This is a genomic window from Bradyrhizobium sp. CCBAU 65884 (genome assembly GCF_028128835.1).
Lineage (GTDB): Bacteria > Pseudomonadota > Alphaproteobacteria > Rhizobiales > Xanthobacteraceae > Bradyrhizobium > Bradyrhizobium ottawaense.
The window spans coordinates 48,784-64,043 of record NZ_LBJU01000133.1; the positions used below are offsets into that span (position 1 = coordinate 48,784).

The 15,260-nt window shown below is 66.3% G+C and carries 13 protein-coding genes; 4 read left to right on the forward strand and 9 right to left on the reverse strand.

Annotation, left to right across the window (positions count from 1 at the left end):
- Nucleotides 1–31: 31 nt before the first annotated feature.
- The 3 genes from XI03_RS36675 to XI03_RS36685 all read right to left on the reverse strand — a co-directional run bounded on the left by XI03_RS36675 (nt 32) and on the right by XI03_RS36685 (nt 4,666).
- Complete coding sequence (locus XI03_RS36675; protein WP_271594849.1) at nt 32–2,287, reverse strand: flagellar hook-basal body complex protein; 2,256 nt, start codon at nt 2,285–2,287, stop codon at nt 32–34.
- 309 nt (nt 2,288–2,596) lie between these two features.
- Nucleotides 2,597–3,109 carry a peptide-methionine (R)-S-oxide reductase MsrB gene (gene msrB, locus XI03_RS36680; protein WP_028144330.1) on the reverse strand — a complete coding sequence of 171 codons (513 nt, stop codon included), beginning with the start codon at nt 3,107–3,109 and terminating at the stop codon, nt 2,597–2,599.
- 87 nt (nt 3,110–3,196) lie between these two features.
- Nucleotides 3,197–4,666, reverse strand: a complete 1,470-nt coding sequence (locus XI03_RS36685; protein WP_271594850.1) for an NAD(P)/FAD-dependent oxidoreductase — start codon at nt 4,664–4,666, stop codon at nt 3,197–3,199.
- Between the two features lie 91 nt (nt 4,667–4,757).
- Here XI03_RS36685 and XI03_RS36690 point away from each other — a divergent pair, with 91 nt between their 5' ends.
- Together XI03_RS36690 and XI03_RS36695 are read left to right on the forward strand one after the other, a co-directional pair.
- Nucleotides 4,758–5,294 carry a SixA phosphatase family protein gene (locus XI03_RS36690; protein WP_028144328.1) on the forward strand — a complete coding sequence of 179 codons (537 nt, stop codon included), beginning with the start codon at nt 4,758–4,760 and terminating at the stop codon, nt 5,292–5,294.
- Nucleotides 5,295–5,341: 47 nt separating this feature from the next.
- Nucleotides 5,342–5,767, forward strand: coding sequence for a universal stress protein (locus XI03_RS36695; RefSeq protein WP_038951239.1), 426 nt, complete (start codon nt 5,342–5,344; stop codon nt 5,765–5,767).
- A 1,014-nt stretch (nt 5,768–6,781) separates the two neighbouring features.
- Here XI03_RS36695 and XI03_RS36700 read toward each other — a convergent pair.
- Nucleotides 6,782–7,018, reverse strand: a complete 237-nt coding sequence (locus tag XI03_RS36700; RefSeq protein ID WP_026201826.1) for a DUF1127 domain-containing protein — start codon at nt 7,016–7,018, stop codon at nt 6,782–6,784.
- 186 nt (nt 7,019–7,204) lie between these two features.
- On the opposite strand from XI03_RS36700, the gene XI03_RS36705 reads away from it, so the two are divergent.
- Nucleotides 7,205–8,548, forward strand: coding sequence for an aminotransferase-like domain-containing protein (locus tag XI03_RS36705; protein WP_271594851.1), 1,344 nt, complete (start codon nt 7,205–7,207; stop codon nt 8,546–8,548).
- Between the two features lie 23 nt (nt 8,549–8,571).
- On the opposite strand, the gene XI03_RS36710 is transcribed toward XI03_RS36705, so the two are convergent.
- Nucleotides 8,572–9,171 carry a YdcF family protein gene (locus tag XI03_RS36710; RefSeq protein ID WP_271594852.1) on the reverse strand — a complete coding sequence of 200 codons (600 nt, stop codon included), beginning with the start codon at nt 9,169–9,171 and terminating at the stop codon, nt 8,572–8,574.
- 62 nt (nt 9,172–9,233) lie between these two features.
- Nucleotides 9,234–9,821: a hypothetical protein gene (locus XI03_RS36715; protein WP_271594993.1), complete on the reverse strand. Its 588-nt coding sequence runs from the start codon at nt 9,819–9,821 to the stop codon at nt 9,234–9,236.
- Between the two features lie 65 nt (nt 9,822–9,886).
- Between XI03_RS36715 and XI03_RS36720 the strand changes: the two genes are divergently transcribed.
- A complete protein-coding gene (locus tag XI03_RS36720) occupies nt 9,887–10,321 on the forward strand; it encodes a hypothetical protein (protein WP_271594853.1) in 435 nt (144 codons plus the stop codon).
- Between the two features lie 3 nt (nt 10,322–10,324).
- On the opposite strand, the gene XI03_RS36725 is transcribed toward XI03_RS36720, so the two are convergent.
- From XI03_RS36725 to XI03_RS36735, 3 genes are all read right to left on the reverse strand, one after another.
- Entirely contained in the window at nt 10,325–12,724 is a 2,400-nt protein-coding gene (locus XI03_RS36725; protein ID WP_271594854.1) for an EAL domain-containing protein, read from the reverse strand.
- A gap of 100 nt (nt 12,725–12,824) precedes the next feature.
- On the reverse strand, nt 12,825–14,249 hold the full coding sequence (locus XI03_RS36730) for an MFS transporter (RefSeq protein ID WP_271594855.1): 1,425 nt from the start codon (nt 14,247–14,249) through the stop codon (nt 12,825–12,827).
- A 143-nt stretch (nt 14,250–14,392) separates the two neighbouring features.
- Nucleotides 14,393–14,899, reverse strand: a complete 507-nt coding sequence (locus tag XI03_RS36735; RefSeq protein ID WP_271594856.1) for a YciE/YciF ferroxidase family protein — start codon at nt 14,897–14,899, stop codon at nt 14,393–14,395.
- Nucleotides 14,900–15,260: the final 361 nt, after the last annotated feature.

Below are 15,260 nucleotides of genomic sequence, written 5' to 3' on the forward strand. Positions count from 1 at the left end.
ACTTGCCGCCTTTGGTTACGTTACGCGCCGATCAGCGCAACACGTTCAAGAGGTCCTGCACCATCGAATTCGCAGTCGTGATCACCTTGGTGTTGGCCGAATAGGCCTGCTGGGTCACGATCAGCTTGGTGAATTCGTCGGCGATGTCGGTGTTAGATCCCTCAAGCGACGAGCCGCTGATGGTGCCCGAAGCGCCGTCGATCGCGTCACCCGACTGCTCGGTCGCGGCATAGGCACCGCCGTCCATCGCCTTCAGATAATTGGTGCCGTTGAAGTGCGACAGCTGAACCTGAGCGAGGTTGAGGTTCTGGCCGTTGGAGAAGGTGCCGACCACGATGCCGTTGTTGTTGACGGCGACCGAGCGAAGCTGACCGGCGGCATAGCCATTCTGCGTGATGGTGTTGATGGTCACCGCGCCGCTGGTGCTGGCATATTGCGTCAGTCCGCCTGAGGAGATGTTGAAGGCGACCGAGCCGAGCGACTGGCCGCTGACGCTGACATTGTTGATGGTGATGCCCGAGCCGCTCGGCGAGGTCAGCGAGCCGTCGCTGGCAAAGGTGAACGTCTGGCCGGTATTGATCCAGCCGACGGTCGTGCCGGTCGCGTTCGGATCGGTCTGGTAGAACAGGTTCCAGCTATCCGAATGACCCGCGCCCAGCGAGGCGCTGTCGGTCTTGGCCCAACGCAATTGCAGGTTCACCGGCGTGCCGGCGGCGTTGTAGGCGGTCACCGCGCCGCCGCTGATCGATTCCTTGGTGAAGGTCGCGATGTCGTTGCCGATCACGCCACCGGTGCCGGCGGTGCCGCCGCCGTCGCGGTTCTTGGTGATGGTCGAGGTGAAGCCGAGCGCCGAGAAGGCAGCGCTGTTGGAGCTGGACACCGAGAGGTTGGAGACGGTGCCGGTGTTCAGCGTGATGACGCCGCCGCTGCTGACCGACGATCCCGAGGCGCCGGAGAGCGCGTCGATCTTGCCGAGCAGAGTCGTGACGTTGTCGGTGGTGAGGATCTGAGCGGCGCTGGGAACCGTAGGCGGCGAGACGAAAGTCAGTGTCTGGCCGTTGACGGTGATGGTATCGCCGGCGGCGAAGCCGGACGAGAGCACCTGGGCGCCACCGGCGGTCGCGCTCCCGCTCAGCACCGTTGCACCCGAGATCGCGGGCGAGGACAGCACGTTGCCGCCGCGGGTTACGCTGCTGATGCCGAGCGCGGTGGCGGCCGTACCGCTGCCGACCGCCACGTCGGTGCCGGTGCCGCTGGAGATCACGATGTTGCCGCTGGCGGAGAGCGAGGCCGTGACGCCGGCGCCGCCCGCAGTCTGGATCCCGTTCAGGATGTCCGCGACCGTCGCCGTGGTGCCCGCGCCGAGACCGATCGTGGTGTTGTTGCCGACGGTCGAGACCGTCGTGCCGCCGTTGAACGTGATGGTGTTGCCATTGATGGTCAGCGTCTGGCCGCTCAAGGCGGTGAGGATGCTGGAGGCGAGATGCGTGCCGACCGCGTTATCGAGCGATGTGGTGGTCGAGGCCACCGCCGACGAATTGTTCTGGAGTGCGACCGTGCCCGTGCCCGTCGTCGACGAGTAGGCCGAACGGACGTTGCCGGTTGCAGCCGCGCCGGACACCAATGCGTTGGCATAGGGCGCGGGAGGTGTGCCGACCGGCAGCGGGTTGGCTGCGAAATCGGACGGGTTCAGCCCGCCGGCCGCCAGCAGCGTGCCGCTCGACGCGGTCGTTTTCGCCACCGTGTTCGGCTGGGTCGGCAGGTTCGCAGCGTACTGGATCGAGGTGGTCGCCTGCGCCGGAATGAAGTTGTTCTGGAATTGCAGCACGTTTGCCACGCTGCCGGTCGGGTTACCGGTCTTCGGATCGACCGTGACGCCCATCAGGTAATAACCGGCGCCGTTGACCAGATTGCCGTTGGCATTGAGCTGGAAGTCGCCGCGCCGCGTGTAATAGGTGACGCCGGTGAAGACCGGCACGTTGTCGACGACGCCGCTCGCCTTCTGGATCGAGAAGAAGCCGTCGCCGGTGATCGCCATGTTGGTGGCGACGGTGGAGCCCGAGATCGTGCCCTGCGTGGTGATGGTGGCCTTGGCGTTGGCCGTCACGCCGCCCGCGACCTGCTTGCTCGGGACCGAGGAGTCGGGGATGAGATCGACGAAGCTGGTGCCGATGCCCTTGTAACCGGTGGTGGATGAGTTCGCGATGTTGCCGGAGATGTTCTGCAGCGCGTAGGACTGCGCCTGCAGGCCACCCACCGAGGTGTTCATTGCATCGAAGATACCCATAACTTTGTCTCCAAATCCGATCTCGGCGGCGGGTCGACATGGCCGCAGTCGGAGGAGACAGTCGCAAGGGCTATGCCAATGCGGGTATCTTCAGAAAATCAATGACTTAACAAAAAAGCCCCGGCCTGATGACCGGGGCACATTTGCCGGGACCGGCAACAATTGCCGGGAGAAATTGTCGTTCCGGAGCGAGCGTCAGCATCGAATTCTGGTGCGCAATTGCGTACCTGAGAACCTCGAGATTCTCAGGTGCGCAAGCGCGCACCATAGCTCGGTCCTACGGACCGCCGCGGAATGACAAGTTAAACTCTACGTCGCTGACGCCGCCGCGGGGTGGAAAACCAGCCCGAAACCGTCGATGCAATAGCGCAATCCGGTCGGCTTCGGACCGTCGTCGAAGACGTGGCCGAGATGGCCGCCGCAGCGCCGGCAATGCACCTCGGTGCGAACCATGCCGTAGGCCCGGTCTTCGGTCTTGCCGACATTGCCCTCGATCGGCTGGTAGAAGCTCGGCCAGCCCGTACCGCTCTCGAACTTGGTCTCGGACGCGAACAGCGGCAGGTCGCAGCCGGCGCAGGCGAAGGTCCCCTTGCGGTGCTCCTTCAAGAGCGGACTGGAGCCGGGCCGCTCGGTGCCGTGGTTGCGCAGAATCTCATATTGCTGCGGCGTGAGCTGGGCGCGCCATTCAGCCTCCGTCTTCGTGATCTCGAACTTTTCCGCGGCTTTCTCGCCAGCCTCGGCGGGCGTTGCTCTCAGCCAGCGGAAGGCCCCAAGGCCGAACAGGCCGGCGGCAGTCGTCAACAGGATGCGGCGGTCAAACATCTCATTCTCCGTGCGCGGGCAATCCACGCCCTGAGATACGGGCTTCTGTCGGCCGAAGTTACACGTCCGGGCGGAATTTCTCTCAACTTATTGGGAGGCGGCGCCATCATGCGAGGCCGGTTCCACAACCTGCTCTGCCTCCCGGGCCGGGCGTTTCGGCGGCGGGGCCGGTCGCGGCCTGACGCCGGACGGTGGGCGGCGCGGACCAGTGCCGGCGGCCCGGTTGGCCTCGGCAAGGCGCGCCTCGCGCTCGCTGTCCTTGACCCTGGCACGCTCGCGGTAGCGGGCGAGCGAGCCTGCGGCGGCGGAACTCGCCCTGCCCCAGATCCCGACCAGCTGGCCCGCGACCCTCCCCGTGGCGCCGCCCGCCCAGACCAGCTCGAACGGCGAGAACAGCTTCCAGCGCTCATCACCCCACAGGATGCTGCGCGCGATCATCTGCCCGGCCATGGCGGAGGTGTTCATGCCCTGGCGGCCGAACCCGCTCGCCACCCACAGGCCTTTGCGCAACTGGCCGATCTGCGGCATGCCGTGCACGGTCTGGCCGGTGGCGCCGCCGAACATATCAGTGACCTCGACATTGCCGAGCTCCGGAAAGATCGTGCGGATCCGCCGCCTGACGCTGCCTGCAAAGCGCTGCGGACGCGCGGCCCAGGTGGTCTCCGGGCTCTCCCACATCAGCCGGTCGCCGTCGACGATGCGGAAATGGTCGACACCGTCGGAATCCATCACCGCTCCGTTGAAGGCGATGATCTCGTGCACGCGCTCGCCGAGCGGCGCGGTGATGCCGGCATAGCGCCAGACCGGCAGCAGCGTCTCCGACAGGCGCCGCAAGGGCGCGCCGAGATGGATGTTGCCGGCCAGCACGATGTGGGTCGCGCGCATACGCGCCGAGGGCGTGACGATGCGTTTGCGGATGCCGGAATGATCGATGCTGACGACCGGCGTGTCCTCGAAGATGCGGGCGCCTGCCCGCCGCGCCAGCGCCGCAAGGCCGTGCACATATTTGCGGCCGTCGACCTGGAACGCTTTGGGATAATACACGCCGTGGAAATAGCGATCGGTCCTGAGCACCTCGCGGACGCGATCGACCTGCCAGCCTTCGACCTCGGTTTCGAAATCCTCGTTCAGCATCTGCAACCGGCTGATCAGACGGTCGCCGGCGTCGACGTTGGAGACCTCCAGCACGCCGTTGCTCGGGGCGATCCCCGGCATGTTCTCTTCCGTGGCGTTGGCCCGGACGAACTCGGCGCCCTCCTTCGACAGCGTCCACAATTCACGCGCGTCCTCGAAGCCGATGCGCTCGATCAGGTCGGTGAGCGGCAGCGCAAAGCCCGGCAGCACGGTGCCGAGCTGGTTGCCGGAGGCGTTCCAGCCGATATGACGGCCCTCGAGCACCGCGACGCTTGCCCCGAGCCGGGCCGCCTCCAGCGCGATGGAGAGCCCGGCAAGCCCGGCACCGATGACGCAGATGTCGGCGTCGAGATCGAACGACAGCCGCACACGGTCGCGAAAGCCGGCTTCTTCCTGGGACACGCTTGTGAAAGTCTCGCTCATGCCGTTTTCTTAGAGGACTGAGCGGGCGCTTGTCACCTTGTCCTCACCCGCGTCTGTACATTATCAGCGACCGTAACGATTCGAGAATGCCATGCGCCGTTTGATGCTGCTGCGTCACGCCAAGACCGAGACCGACGCGCCGAGCGGCCGTGACCAGGACCGACGGCTCGATGATCGCGGCCACAAGGATGCCGCCCGGATCGGCGACTGGATCGCCGCCCACCCGCCCTTCCCCGAGACCGTGCTGGTGTCGCACGCCGTCCGGGCTCGGCAGACCTGGGACATCGCCTGGGAGGCGATGAAGGACCGCGTCCCGACGCCGCAGGTCGAGATCCTGCCGGAGCTCTACGGCGCCGATCCCGCGCAGATCCTGGAGTCCATTCGCACCGCAACCGCCCCGGCCGACCCGAAGCAATTGCTGCTGGTCGCCCACAATCCCGGCATGCACGAGGCCGCCTTGATGCTGATGGGCGGCGGCGATCCTGATGGCGCCAGGGCGCTCGCTGACAATCTGCCCACCGCGGGGCTTGCGATCTTCGATTTTGACGTCAAGGATTGGGGTGACGTGGCCTACCGCCGCGGCAAGCTGGTGCTGTTCACCAGCCCCAAGCTGCTTCGATCGGGATGATCGCGACGACCGGCAAAAGTTGCTGACTGGAAGATTTGGAGGCGCAGATGTTCAAGTCCATCCTCGTGCCCATCGACCTCGCCGACACCGACCTCGCCAAGCCGGCGATCGCGACCGCGGCAACGCTGTCGCAGACCTGGAGCGGCCAGGTGCGCCTGCTCAACGTGCTGCCGATGACGCCGGTGATGCTGGCCGAATACGTGCCGGCCGATTTCGACGAGCAGCAGCGCCAGACCTCGGAAGAAGCCCTCGCCATCGTCGCACGCGAATCCGGCATCGAGCCGAGCCGCATCTCCAGCGTGGTACGCCAGGGCGGCATCTACCACGAGATCCTGGAGGAAGCCGTGCACATGAAGGCCGATCTGATCGTGATGACCTCGCACCGGCCGGCGATGCGCACCTATTTCCTCGGCTCCAACGCGGGGCATGTGGTGCGCTACGCCAAGTGCTCGGTGCTGGTGGTGAGGCACTAGGCTCTGACCTATTCCCGTCATTGCGAGTGTGACGATGCTGGTGTGCGTCGGAAACTCCGCTCTCGTGCCCCGGACGCAGCGCAGCGCTACTTCAGCGGTGCGCTGCAGAGCCGGGGCCCATGCATCGGCGGATTGCGTGGCCTGCTAGGTCCCGCCTCTGCGCAGCAACGCGAAGGGCGTTGCAGCGCGTCCGGGACACGAGAGCTACCAGACCTTGCGTTGCCCGACGGGCAAAACACCCAAGGTATCGGTCAACGCATGGCGGCGGAAATATTCCACTTTACCGAAATTCGGAAATGACGTATGTGTCGCGGCAACCCGGCCCAAGGAAGAGGGGCGTATCGCGATCGTCACGAACGCGGGCCGGACGGCGGTGGACGTGGGTCACATCGGCGCGAAGGGTTTTGCAGGGCGGAGAGCCGTGAGCAGAACCGTCGCGCACACGACCGGTGTGATCGGCGTACGGCAAAACCGTGTGGTCCTGACGCCCGGGGTCTGTGCGTCAAGTCTTGTGGTGATGGGTATCGTCCAACCGGACGCGCTCGTCAGCCATCCGCAAGGCGACGGGGGCAATAGTGCAACGCTCCCCGGGGAGAGCACGACATAAGCCGTAAAGCCACTGCGCAGGGAAGGCCGGGATGTCCTGGCTACACCTGTATGCCGCTGTGCAGATTTCCTTACTGCAACATCGCACAGTGGACCGCGGGTGCCAGCCGGCTCCCGGCCTTCCCTGCGCCCTCTTTCAATTATGAGGGTGAAGAGATGAAGCAAAGCTCGGGCGAGCTGCGCCGCGAGGATGACGAACCATGTCTATCGTTGAACAAAGGTCTCGTGCCCCGGACGCAGCGCAGCGCCTCCCCGGCGATGCGAAGCATCGTCCGGTCGGCGGTGCGCTGCAGAGCCGGGGCCCATGTAGCGGTGCGCGCGGCTTCCTGGGTCCCGGCTCAGCGCAGCAACGCCAAGAGCGTTGCAGCGCGTCCGGGACACGGAAGGAGCGAGCGCATCAGAAACGCCTCACAGATACCGCGTCAGCTCGGCCTTGACCTGCCCGTAGACGGCGTCCTCGATCTGGCTGCGCGTGATCCCGATGTCGCGCAGGGCGCGGTCGTCGAGCTCGTTCAATGTCTTCACCGCCGAGCGGCGCTCGAGGCGGTTGAACAGCGCATAGGCGCCCTGGGCGAGCGTTGCAAAAAATCCGCCCGTTGAGGATGGGCGTAAACTCCGCCCGGCAGTTTGCGAGATCGTGGTCATGTTTCTTCTCCGGCCTGTTGTCCCGCGCGGCGAAGCAGGTGCCGTTGGCGCCGACGCTGTCAGCGCCTGCACCTCATTTGCCGTCGGATTGCTCTCGCTCTCCTCGGCTCAATCGTGGAACTTGATGGAACTTAAATGCTCCAGTACACTGCTCGGAGCAAGTAAAACATTGCTCTCGGTGCAATAATGTCCAAGTTCGAGTACGTGAAGCTTGCCGATGCCATTGCCTCGGATATCTCTAACGGCACGTTAAGGCCCGGCGATCGGCTGCCGCCGCAGCGCAATTTTGCCTATGACCGCGGCATCGCGGTCTCGACCGCGAGCCGGGTTTATACGGAGCTGCTCCGTCGCGGCCTCGTCGTCGGCGAGGTCGGCCGCGGCACCTTCATCTCCGGCGACATCAGGCGCGAGGTCGAAGCTTTGAGCGAGCCGCGCGATGCGCGGATCGATTTCGAGGTCAATTATCCGCTATTGCCGCAGCAATGGGCGATGATCGCCAAGAGCCTTGCGGGGCTCGAGCGCGTCGACGCGCTCGAATCCGCGCTGCGCGTCTCGACCAGCACCGGCACCAAGAGCGCGCGCAACGCTGCCGCCGCTTATCTCGCACGCAAGGATTTCGCGCCGCAGGCCGAGCAGATCGTGTTCACCGCCAACGGCAAGCAATCGCTCGCGGCCGCGCTCGCGGCGCTCGTCCCCACCGGCGGCCGCTGCGGCGTCGAGGCGCTGACCTACCCTTACGTCAAGAGCATCGCGGCACGGCTCGGCATCACGCTGGTCCCGATTCCGATGGACGAATTCGGCGCGCGTCCCGATGCGATCCAGAAGGCGCATCGCGAGGCGCATCTGTCGGCGCTGTATCTGCAGCCCATCATTCAGAACCCGCTCGGCGTCACCATGAACGCGACGCGGCGCGCCGACATCATGCGCGTCGCCGAGAAGCTCGACCTCACCATCATCGAGGATACCGTCTACGGCTTCCTCGCCGACGACACGCCGCTGGCATCGCTCGGGCCGGACCGCTGCATCGTGATCGACAGCCTGTCCAAGAAGGTCGCGCCGGGCCTTGCGCTCGGTATCCTCGTCGCGCCGCCGCATTTGCGCGAGAGCGTGATGAGCGCGGTGCGCACCGGCGGCTGGATCGCCTCCGGCCATGCGCTGGCGGCCGGGCAGCGGCTGATGGCCGACGGCACCGTCGCCGAACTGACGCGGCTGAAGCGCATCGACGCCGCGCGGCGGCAGCAGACCGCGGCAAGGCTGCTGGCCGGCTACCAGCACGCCGCCGATCCGCGCTCCTATCATCTCTGGCTGACGCTGCCCTCACACTGGCGCTCGCAGACCTTCGTCGGAGCAGCAGCGAGGCGCGGCATCGCGCTGACGCCCTCCTCCACCTTCGCGATCGCCCACGGCCATGCACCGAATGCGGTGCGCCTCGCGCTCGCGCCGCCCACCTTCGAGCAACTCGATTCCGGCCTGCGCACGCTCGTCTCGCTGCTCGGCACCAAGGAAGAGGATTTCGACTCCACGGAGTAGCTCGCAGCAGGCTCTCGCGCTTGTCACGCCGCCGGCCATTCCGCGATGAAGCCCTTCGCCTTGTACGGCTCGATCTTGTCCCATTCGTGCAGCATGCGGCGGCAAAATTCGGCGTCGGTGTGCCAGAGCGCGCGCGGCGTCGCAAAGCTGTCGACGGTGAGCAGCATCTTCGTCACCTCCGGCCAGTGCCGGTGCAGCGTCATCGGATAGCGCCGCGCGGTCCAGGTGTTGCCGAGGCAGATCACGCTGCGGATGTTTGCAAGGCTCAGCGCCGCATCGATGATCGGCAGCGAGAAGATCACGTTCTCGCCGGTGTTCATCGCGCGATGCTCCTCGAGGATCCGGTCCGCCGGAATGCCCGCCGCAATCATCGCAGCCTTGATGACCGTGCATTCGGATTGCTCCGAGCCCGGCGTCACGCCGCCGCTGACAATCGACCAGCGGAAATAGCCCTCGCACCACAGCCGCGCGGCGGTGTCTGCGCGCAGGCCGACGTCCTCGCGGGTGCCGAACATGAACAGCAGGTCGGCCGGCCGGAGCGGCGTATCGATCAGATGGGTGCGGTTGATTCCCGCGATCTCGTCTGCCGTCGGCAGACGCGTGCTGCGGTCCATGACTGACATGGCGGCACGATGCGGCATCGGCGCGGTTGCGCGAAGTCACGTTTGATTGCGACCGATTGCACCTAGGGCAGCAGGGCCTTCGGCACCTGATCGAAGCGATAGCTCTGCGGCTGGTTGCGCCGCACGAAGCCGCCGACCTGCCAGGCGAACAGCGCGGCAAAGCCGAGGATGAACAGCGCGCCGGCGAACTCGCCGCTCACGAGGGCGCGGATCAACAGGCCGACCATGGCCACCGTGAGCACCGCCAGGAACGCCAGCACCGCCGCATAGGCCGTTCGGCCGAGCCCCGCCGTCAGCACCGCGCGGCTGCCCGCCTTCGCCATCCGGGCGTGCAGCGCGAGCATGAACGCGCGAAAGCCGTTGTCCTGCGGCGCCATCAGTGCCGCCGTCTGCCAGCTCGTCGACAGGATCGCGATGCGGCGGCCGCTGCTGTGAGTGACATCGGCGCGAAAGCGGTGCTGTTGCATCGACACCGGGCGGAACGACAGCCGGATCGCGCTGATCTCGTCATAAGGCCACAGCGAGGTGCGGCCGCCGATGTGCCAGGACAGCCCCTGCTCCGTCAGCTCGAAGCGATGCGCCGAGCCGATCAGCGACGCCTTGTAGGCATAGTTCGTGACCGGCGTGGCCTCAGCTTCCGAAACCTGCATCTCGATCATCAATCCCGTCTGCGATCCGCTTGCGCGATCGCCCTCGCCCATCCTACAAGCGAGGCATGGCTGAGACGATCTTTTTTCCGCGCCGCCTGATTCTCGGCGCCGCCGTGATATCCGGCGTGCTGCTCGCGCTCGCGGTGCACATGCTGGGCGCGCGCTACGGGCTCGACCTCGGCGGTCTCTGGCGCTCCGACACGCATGAGTTCATACCGGCGGGCGCGGCGATCGCGTGGTGGCTGATCGCGACCGTCGGCTTCTCCGGCGGCTATTTCACGGCGACGCTGATGCAGAGCGCTGCCGACGGCCAGATCCCGCAACGGATGCGGCAGTTCCTGATCGCGGTCGGCGTGCTGCTGCTCGCCGGTGCCGGCCAGGTGGCCTCGGCGCCGAGCCCGGTCCCGACCGTCTCGGGCGTGCTGGCCGGACTCGCCGCGCTGTGCCTCGGCGCCGTCATGGCATTCTGCGGCGCCCATTTCGCCCTGCGCCGCGGCTGAAGCTCAAGCCGATGCAAGCAGCCGCGGGCGGTTCAGCATGATCGCCACGTCGGAGGCGGGCCGCGGCTTGCTGAACAGATAGCCCTGCGCCTGGGTGCAGCCCTCGCGCCTGAGCAGCTCGAGCTGCGCGTCGTTCTCGACGCCTTCCGCGGTGGTGACGATGCCGAGGCTGCGGCCGAGACCGGTCACGGCGCGGATGATCGCCATGGAATCCTCGCGCGTCGCCAGCTCCGACACGAAGGAGCGGTCGATCTTGATCTTGTCGAACGGGAAGCTGCGCAGATAGCTCAGCGACGAATAGCCGGTGCCGAAATCGTCCAGCGAGATGCGCACGCCCATGGCGCGCAGATCATGCAGCGTGGTCAGCGTCGCCTCGCTATTCTGCAGCAGCACGGATTCGGTGATCTCGAGCTCGAGGCGGCGCGCGTCAAGTCCCGAGGCGGCGAGCGCCGCGATCACGGATGCGATCAGGTTCGGATTCTTGAACTGCACCGGCGACAAATTGACGGCGAGGTCGACATCGTCCGGCCATGTGGCGGCATCGGTGCAGGCCGAGCGCAGCACGAATTCGCCGAGCTGGACGATCAGTCCGGTCTCCTCGGCCAGCGGAATGAAGTCGATGGGCGCGATCAGGCCACGCTGCGGATGGTTCCAGCGCAGCAGCGCCTCGAAGGCGACGACGCGGCCGCTGGCGACGTCGCGGATCGGCTGATAATACGCCTCGAACTCGTCGCGCTGCACCGCCGCGCGCAGGTCCATTTCCAGGAGGCGCCGCGCCTGCGCGCGGGCATCCATGCCGGTCTCGAAGAAGCGATAGGTGCCGCGGCCGTCCGCCTTGGCGCGGTAGAGCGCGAGGTCGGCGTTCTTCAGCAATTCGCTCGGATCGCTGCCGTCCTGCGGCGACAGCGAGATGCCGATCGAGACGCCGATCACGATCTGATGGTCGTCGATCTCGTAGGGCGCCGAGATGACCTCGACGAGGCGGCCGGCAAGCGATCTCGCAGCGGCTTCCTCGGAGCGACCGATCTGGACCACGGCGAACTCGTCGCCGCCCAGTCGCGCCACCGTGTCGCTCTCGCCGACCGTCGCCTTCAGCCTGCGGCCGACCTCCCTCAACAGCGCGTCGCCGATGGGATGGCCGAGCGAGTCGTTGATGTCCTTGAAGTGGTCGAGATCGAGACACAGTACCGCGAGCTGATCGCCCGACCTGGTCCGGCGCAGTCCCTGCTCGAGCTGCTCGTGGAACAGCACGCGGTTCGGCAGGCTGGTCAGCGCGTCATGGCGCGCCATGTGCGAGATCTTGGCCTGCGCCTCCAGCCATTCGGTGATGTCCTCGAAGGTCGCGACCCAGCCGCCGCCCTGCATCGGCTGGTTGACGACCCGGATGGAGCGGCCGAACCGGCTGACGATGTCGGTCGTGGTGCGCCCCTCGCGCGCATCGGCCACGAGGCGGGCAAAGAATTCATCCGCGTCGCCCTGCCACTGGCCCTTGGCCTGCTCGTCCCTGAGCACGTCGACCAACAGGCGGCCAGTCAGCGCAATGTCGGTGCGGCGGAGCATGGCGGCATAGCGCTCGTTGAACAGCATGACCTTGCCGTCCGCGTCGAACATGCACAGACCCTGCGACATGTTCTCGAGCGCCGTATCCAGCACCATTTGCTGGGCGCCCAATTCACTCCTGGCGCGGCGGTCGAGCAGCGCGGCCACGAGCGCGATCGCGATGATCGCAACCGCCGCACTGGCCGTGAGGAAGGACAGCGACGCCGGCGGGATCGACAGACCGCCGATCGCGAGCGTCGGATCCGGCGTCAGCAGCACCGCGCCCATTGCGGTGAAATGATGCGCGACGATAGCGACGGTCAGCAGGACCGTCGCCGTCAGCGCATGGAAGAGGTCGTCGCGCCGCGCGGCCACGAACAGTGCAAGTGCCGCAAAGACAATTCCTGACAGCACCGAGGCGGCGACCGTGCTTCCGATCCAGTCCACGCGCGCCGGTATCTCCAGCGCCGCCATGCCGGTGTAATGCATCGCCGCGACACCGGTGCCGACGATGGCGCCGCCGAGGACGATCCCGACCGCCCGCGAGGACGACACGGCGATGCTCAGCCCCACGAAGGTCACGGAGATCGCAAAGACCAACGACAGGATCGTCACCGGGATGTTGTAGGCGCCCGCGCCTCCCGGTCCGTAGGCCAGCATCGCGATGAAATGCGTCGCCCAGATGCCGCAGCCGCTGACGGCGGCATCGAGGCCGAGCCAGGCCAGACGGCCGACGCCGTGCGTCGCGCGCGCCCGGTGGAACAGGCTGATGGCCGCCGCGCTGGCGAGCAGACACACCGCGCCGCCAAGCGCGACGAGCCGCCAATCGTGCTCTTCGGTGAAACAGTAGAGAATTTGATGCATCGCAGGCCTCTGATGGACCCGCACTTGACCCGATCAATATGGACAGGTGGTAACCGGCTACGCGCCTGTTGCGGCAATGGTGAACGGAAGATGTGTTCATTCACTCGGATTGTTCATCCTCGCGCGCCGGCGCACCGAGGCCGATCACGACGGCAGCGAGCAGCAGGACGGACGCGGACACGACCAGCGCTAGATGCAGGCCCGCCATGAACGACCCCTCCGCGGCCACCAGTGAGCCGAACAGCGCGACGCCGAGCACGCTGCCGGTCTGCCGCGTCGCGTTCAGAACGCCCGCCGCGATGCCGGAGCGCGCTTTGTCGACGCTGCCCAGCAAGGTCGAGGTCAGCGGCGGAACCAGCAGCCCAAGTCCGCCACTGATCGCGATCATCTGCGCGCAGATCGCCCAATAGCTGGTGTCGGCTTCGATCCACAGCAGGCCGAGACAGCCGACCGCCGACACGCTGGCACCGACGACGATGGTCGGGCACGGGCCGATGCGCTCGGCGAGGCGCGGCGCCAGCAGATTGACCGGCAGCACCGCCGCCATCATCGGCACGAAGGCGAGCCCGGTCCACCACGCCGACAGCCCGTTGATCCGCTGGAAGTACAGGCTGAGCACGAAGATCAGGCCGTAGATCGCGATGTTGACGAGCAGGCCGACCAGCGAGGTCAGCGCGAACAGCCGGTGGCCGAACAGCGACAGCGGCAGCATCGGCTGCGCCGCGCGGCTCTCGCGCCAGATGAAGAGCGCGGCGAGACCGGCGGCCCCGACGAAGGCTGCGATCACGACCGGATGATCCCACCCGAGCGCACCGCCTTCGATGATCGCGCCGGCCAGCGCCCCCAATGCCCCGATCGCAGCCAGCTGGCCGGGCAGGTCGATCTCGCGCGAGCGGGCCCGCGTGGTCTCGCTGGCGTATCGCCAGCTCAGCCACAGGCCGGCGAGCCCGATCGGCAGATTGACCAGGAAGATCGCGCGCCAGCCGACCAGCGTGATCAGCGCGCCGCCGACGAAGGGGCCCGCGGTGAGCGCAAGGCTCGCGCCGGCAGCCCAGACCGCGACGGCACGGCCGCGCGCGCGGTCGTCCGGATAGGCATGATTGAGCAGCGCGAGGGAATTCGGCACCAGGATCGCCGCCGCCAGCCCCTGCACCAGTCGCGCGCCGATCAGCACGGCGGCATTGGGCGACAGCGCGCAGGCGAGCGAAGCCGCGGTGAAGATGGCGAACCCCGCCATAAAGACGCGCTTGGCGCCGATGCGGTCGCCGAGCGCGCCTGCCGTCAGGATGAAGGCGGCAAACGCGATGGTGTAGGCGCTGACCACCCATTGCAGCTCGGCAACGCCGCCGCCGAGCGTCCGGCCCATCGCATCGAGCGCGGTGTTGACGATGGTGACGTCGAGCTGCACCACGCCGTAGCCGAGGCTCATCGCGGCGAGCGTGAGCGAGGTCGCAAGACGCGAACCGGCACGCGACGCGCCGGCTCCGTGGTCGAAGGTCTCATATTTGATGGTGCTCGCGCGCATGCTGCCACCTCGGTTGCAGCCCCATGCGGAATATACGCTTCTAGCCTGCCGCCATGCTTCGATAACGACCGAACGATGACGTAGTGCATGCATGCAAACGCCGCGCGGATCACCGCGCGGCGCCATGCTGGTCAAGCCTAAGCTTAGCTGGCCGCGCGCAGGTTCACCTTGCTCTCTGCGAGCTTGGTGAGCTTCTTGTCGGTCGCCTTCTCCTCCTCCAGCGTCTTGGCGAGCACGGTCGCGCAGTCGTTGCGGCCGAGCTGCTTGGCCCAGGCGATCAGGCTGCCGTAGCGTACGATCTCGTAATGTTCTGCGGCCTGCGCCGCGTTGATCAGGGCGGCGTCGAGCACCGCCTTGTCGGCGACTTCGCCGGCGGTCTCGTCGGCCTCCTCGATGATGCCGTCGATCGCCGGACAGTCGACCGCCTTCACGGGGACGCCGTGCATCTTGAACACTTCTTCGAGCCGCGCGACGTGCTGCTTGGTTTCTTCGAGGTGCGTCAAAAAGCCCTGCTTCAGCTGCGGATCGGTGGCCTTACTGGCCATCTTCGGCAGCGCCTTGGTCAGCTGCTGCTCGGCGTAATAGATGTCCTGGAGCTGATGCACGAACAGGTCGTTCATGGTTTTGATGTCTTTTGTGAACAGTCCCATCGTTCCGTCCTCTTCCGGTTTTGTGGAACACGAAGGCAGCGGCTTGCACGAAAAGCCGCTTATTCCACCATGTTCGGTTGCTGATGGGGCCCAACGAGCACGCGGTATCGACGTTCCAAAAAAGACCCGGCTGGCTTGCGCTGGAACAATGCGGACGGCGCCGGCATCTGAAATCATGTCGGCATACGAAACGCGCGGGGCCGAGCCGGTTTCACGACTCATATGCTTAACGCGCCGCCGATGTGAACCGCGTATGACAAAAGTGACCGGTCCGACGCAGAACCAATTGTTGTCAAGGGCTGCACAAGCCGGTGTTTTTGCCTTAAATGAGCTGGATCATGCCCAGCGATCGATGCCTGCT

What these genes read in the sequence shown, in the direction of transcription:
- XI03_RS36730 (WP_271594855.1), bottom strand. Translation starts at nt 14,249, where the DNA reads ATGCGCGCGAGCACCATCAAATATGAGACCTTCGACCACGGAGCCGGC.
- XI03_RS36700 (WP_026201826.1), bottom strand. Translation starts at nt 7,018, where the DNA reads ATGACCACGATCTCGCAAACTGCCGGGCGGAGTTTACGCCCATCCTCA.
- XI03_RS36710 (WP_271594852.1), bottom strand. Translation starts at nt 9,171, where the DNA reads ATGTCAGTCATGGACCGCAGCACGCGTCTGCCGACGGCAGACGAGATC.
- XI03_RS36725 (WP_271594854.1), bottom strand. Translation starts at nt 12,724, where the DNA reads ATGCATCAAATTCTCTACTGTTTCACCGAAGAGCACGATTGGCGGCTC.
- XI03_RS36720 (WP_271594853.1), top strand. Translation starts at nt 9,887, where the DNA reads ATGGCTGAGACGATCTTTTTTCCGCGCCGCCTGATTCTCGGCGCCGCC.
- XI03_RS36705 (WP_271594851.1), top strand. Translation starts at nt 7,205, where the DNA reads ATGTCCAAGTTCGAGTACGTGAAGCTTGCCGATGCCATTGCCTCGGAT.
- XI03_RS36675 (WP_271594849.1), bottom strand. Translation starts at nt 2,287, where the DNA reads ATGGGTATCTTCGATGCAATGAACACCTCGGTGGGTGGCCTGCAGGCG.
- XI03_RS36695 (WP_038951239.1), top strand. Translation starts at nt 5,342, where the DNA reads ATGTTCAAGTCCATCCTCGTGCCCATCGACCTCGCCGACACCGACCTC.
- XI03_RS36690 (WP_028144328.1), top strand. Translation starts at nt 4,758, where the DNA reads ATGCGCCGTTTGATGCTGCTGCGTCACGCCAAGACCGAGACCGACGCG.
- XI03_RS36735 (WP_271594856.1), bottom strand. Translation starts at nt 14,899, where the DNA reads ATGGGACTGTTCACAAAAGACATCAAAACCATGAACGACCTGTTCGTG.
- msrB (WP_028144330.1), bottom strand. Translation starts at nt 3,109, where the DNA reads ATGTTTGACCGCCGCATCCTGTTGACGACTGCCGCCGGCCTGTTCGGC.
- XI03_RS36685 (WP_271594850.1), bottom strand. Translation starts at nt 4,666, where the DNA reads ATGAGCGAGACTTTCACAAGCGTGTCCCAGGAAGAAGCCGGCTTTCGC.
- XI03_RS36715 (WP_271594993.1), bottom strand. Translation starts at nt 9,821, where the DNA reads ATGCAGGTTTCGGAAGCTGAGGCCACGCCGGTCACGAACTATGCCTAC.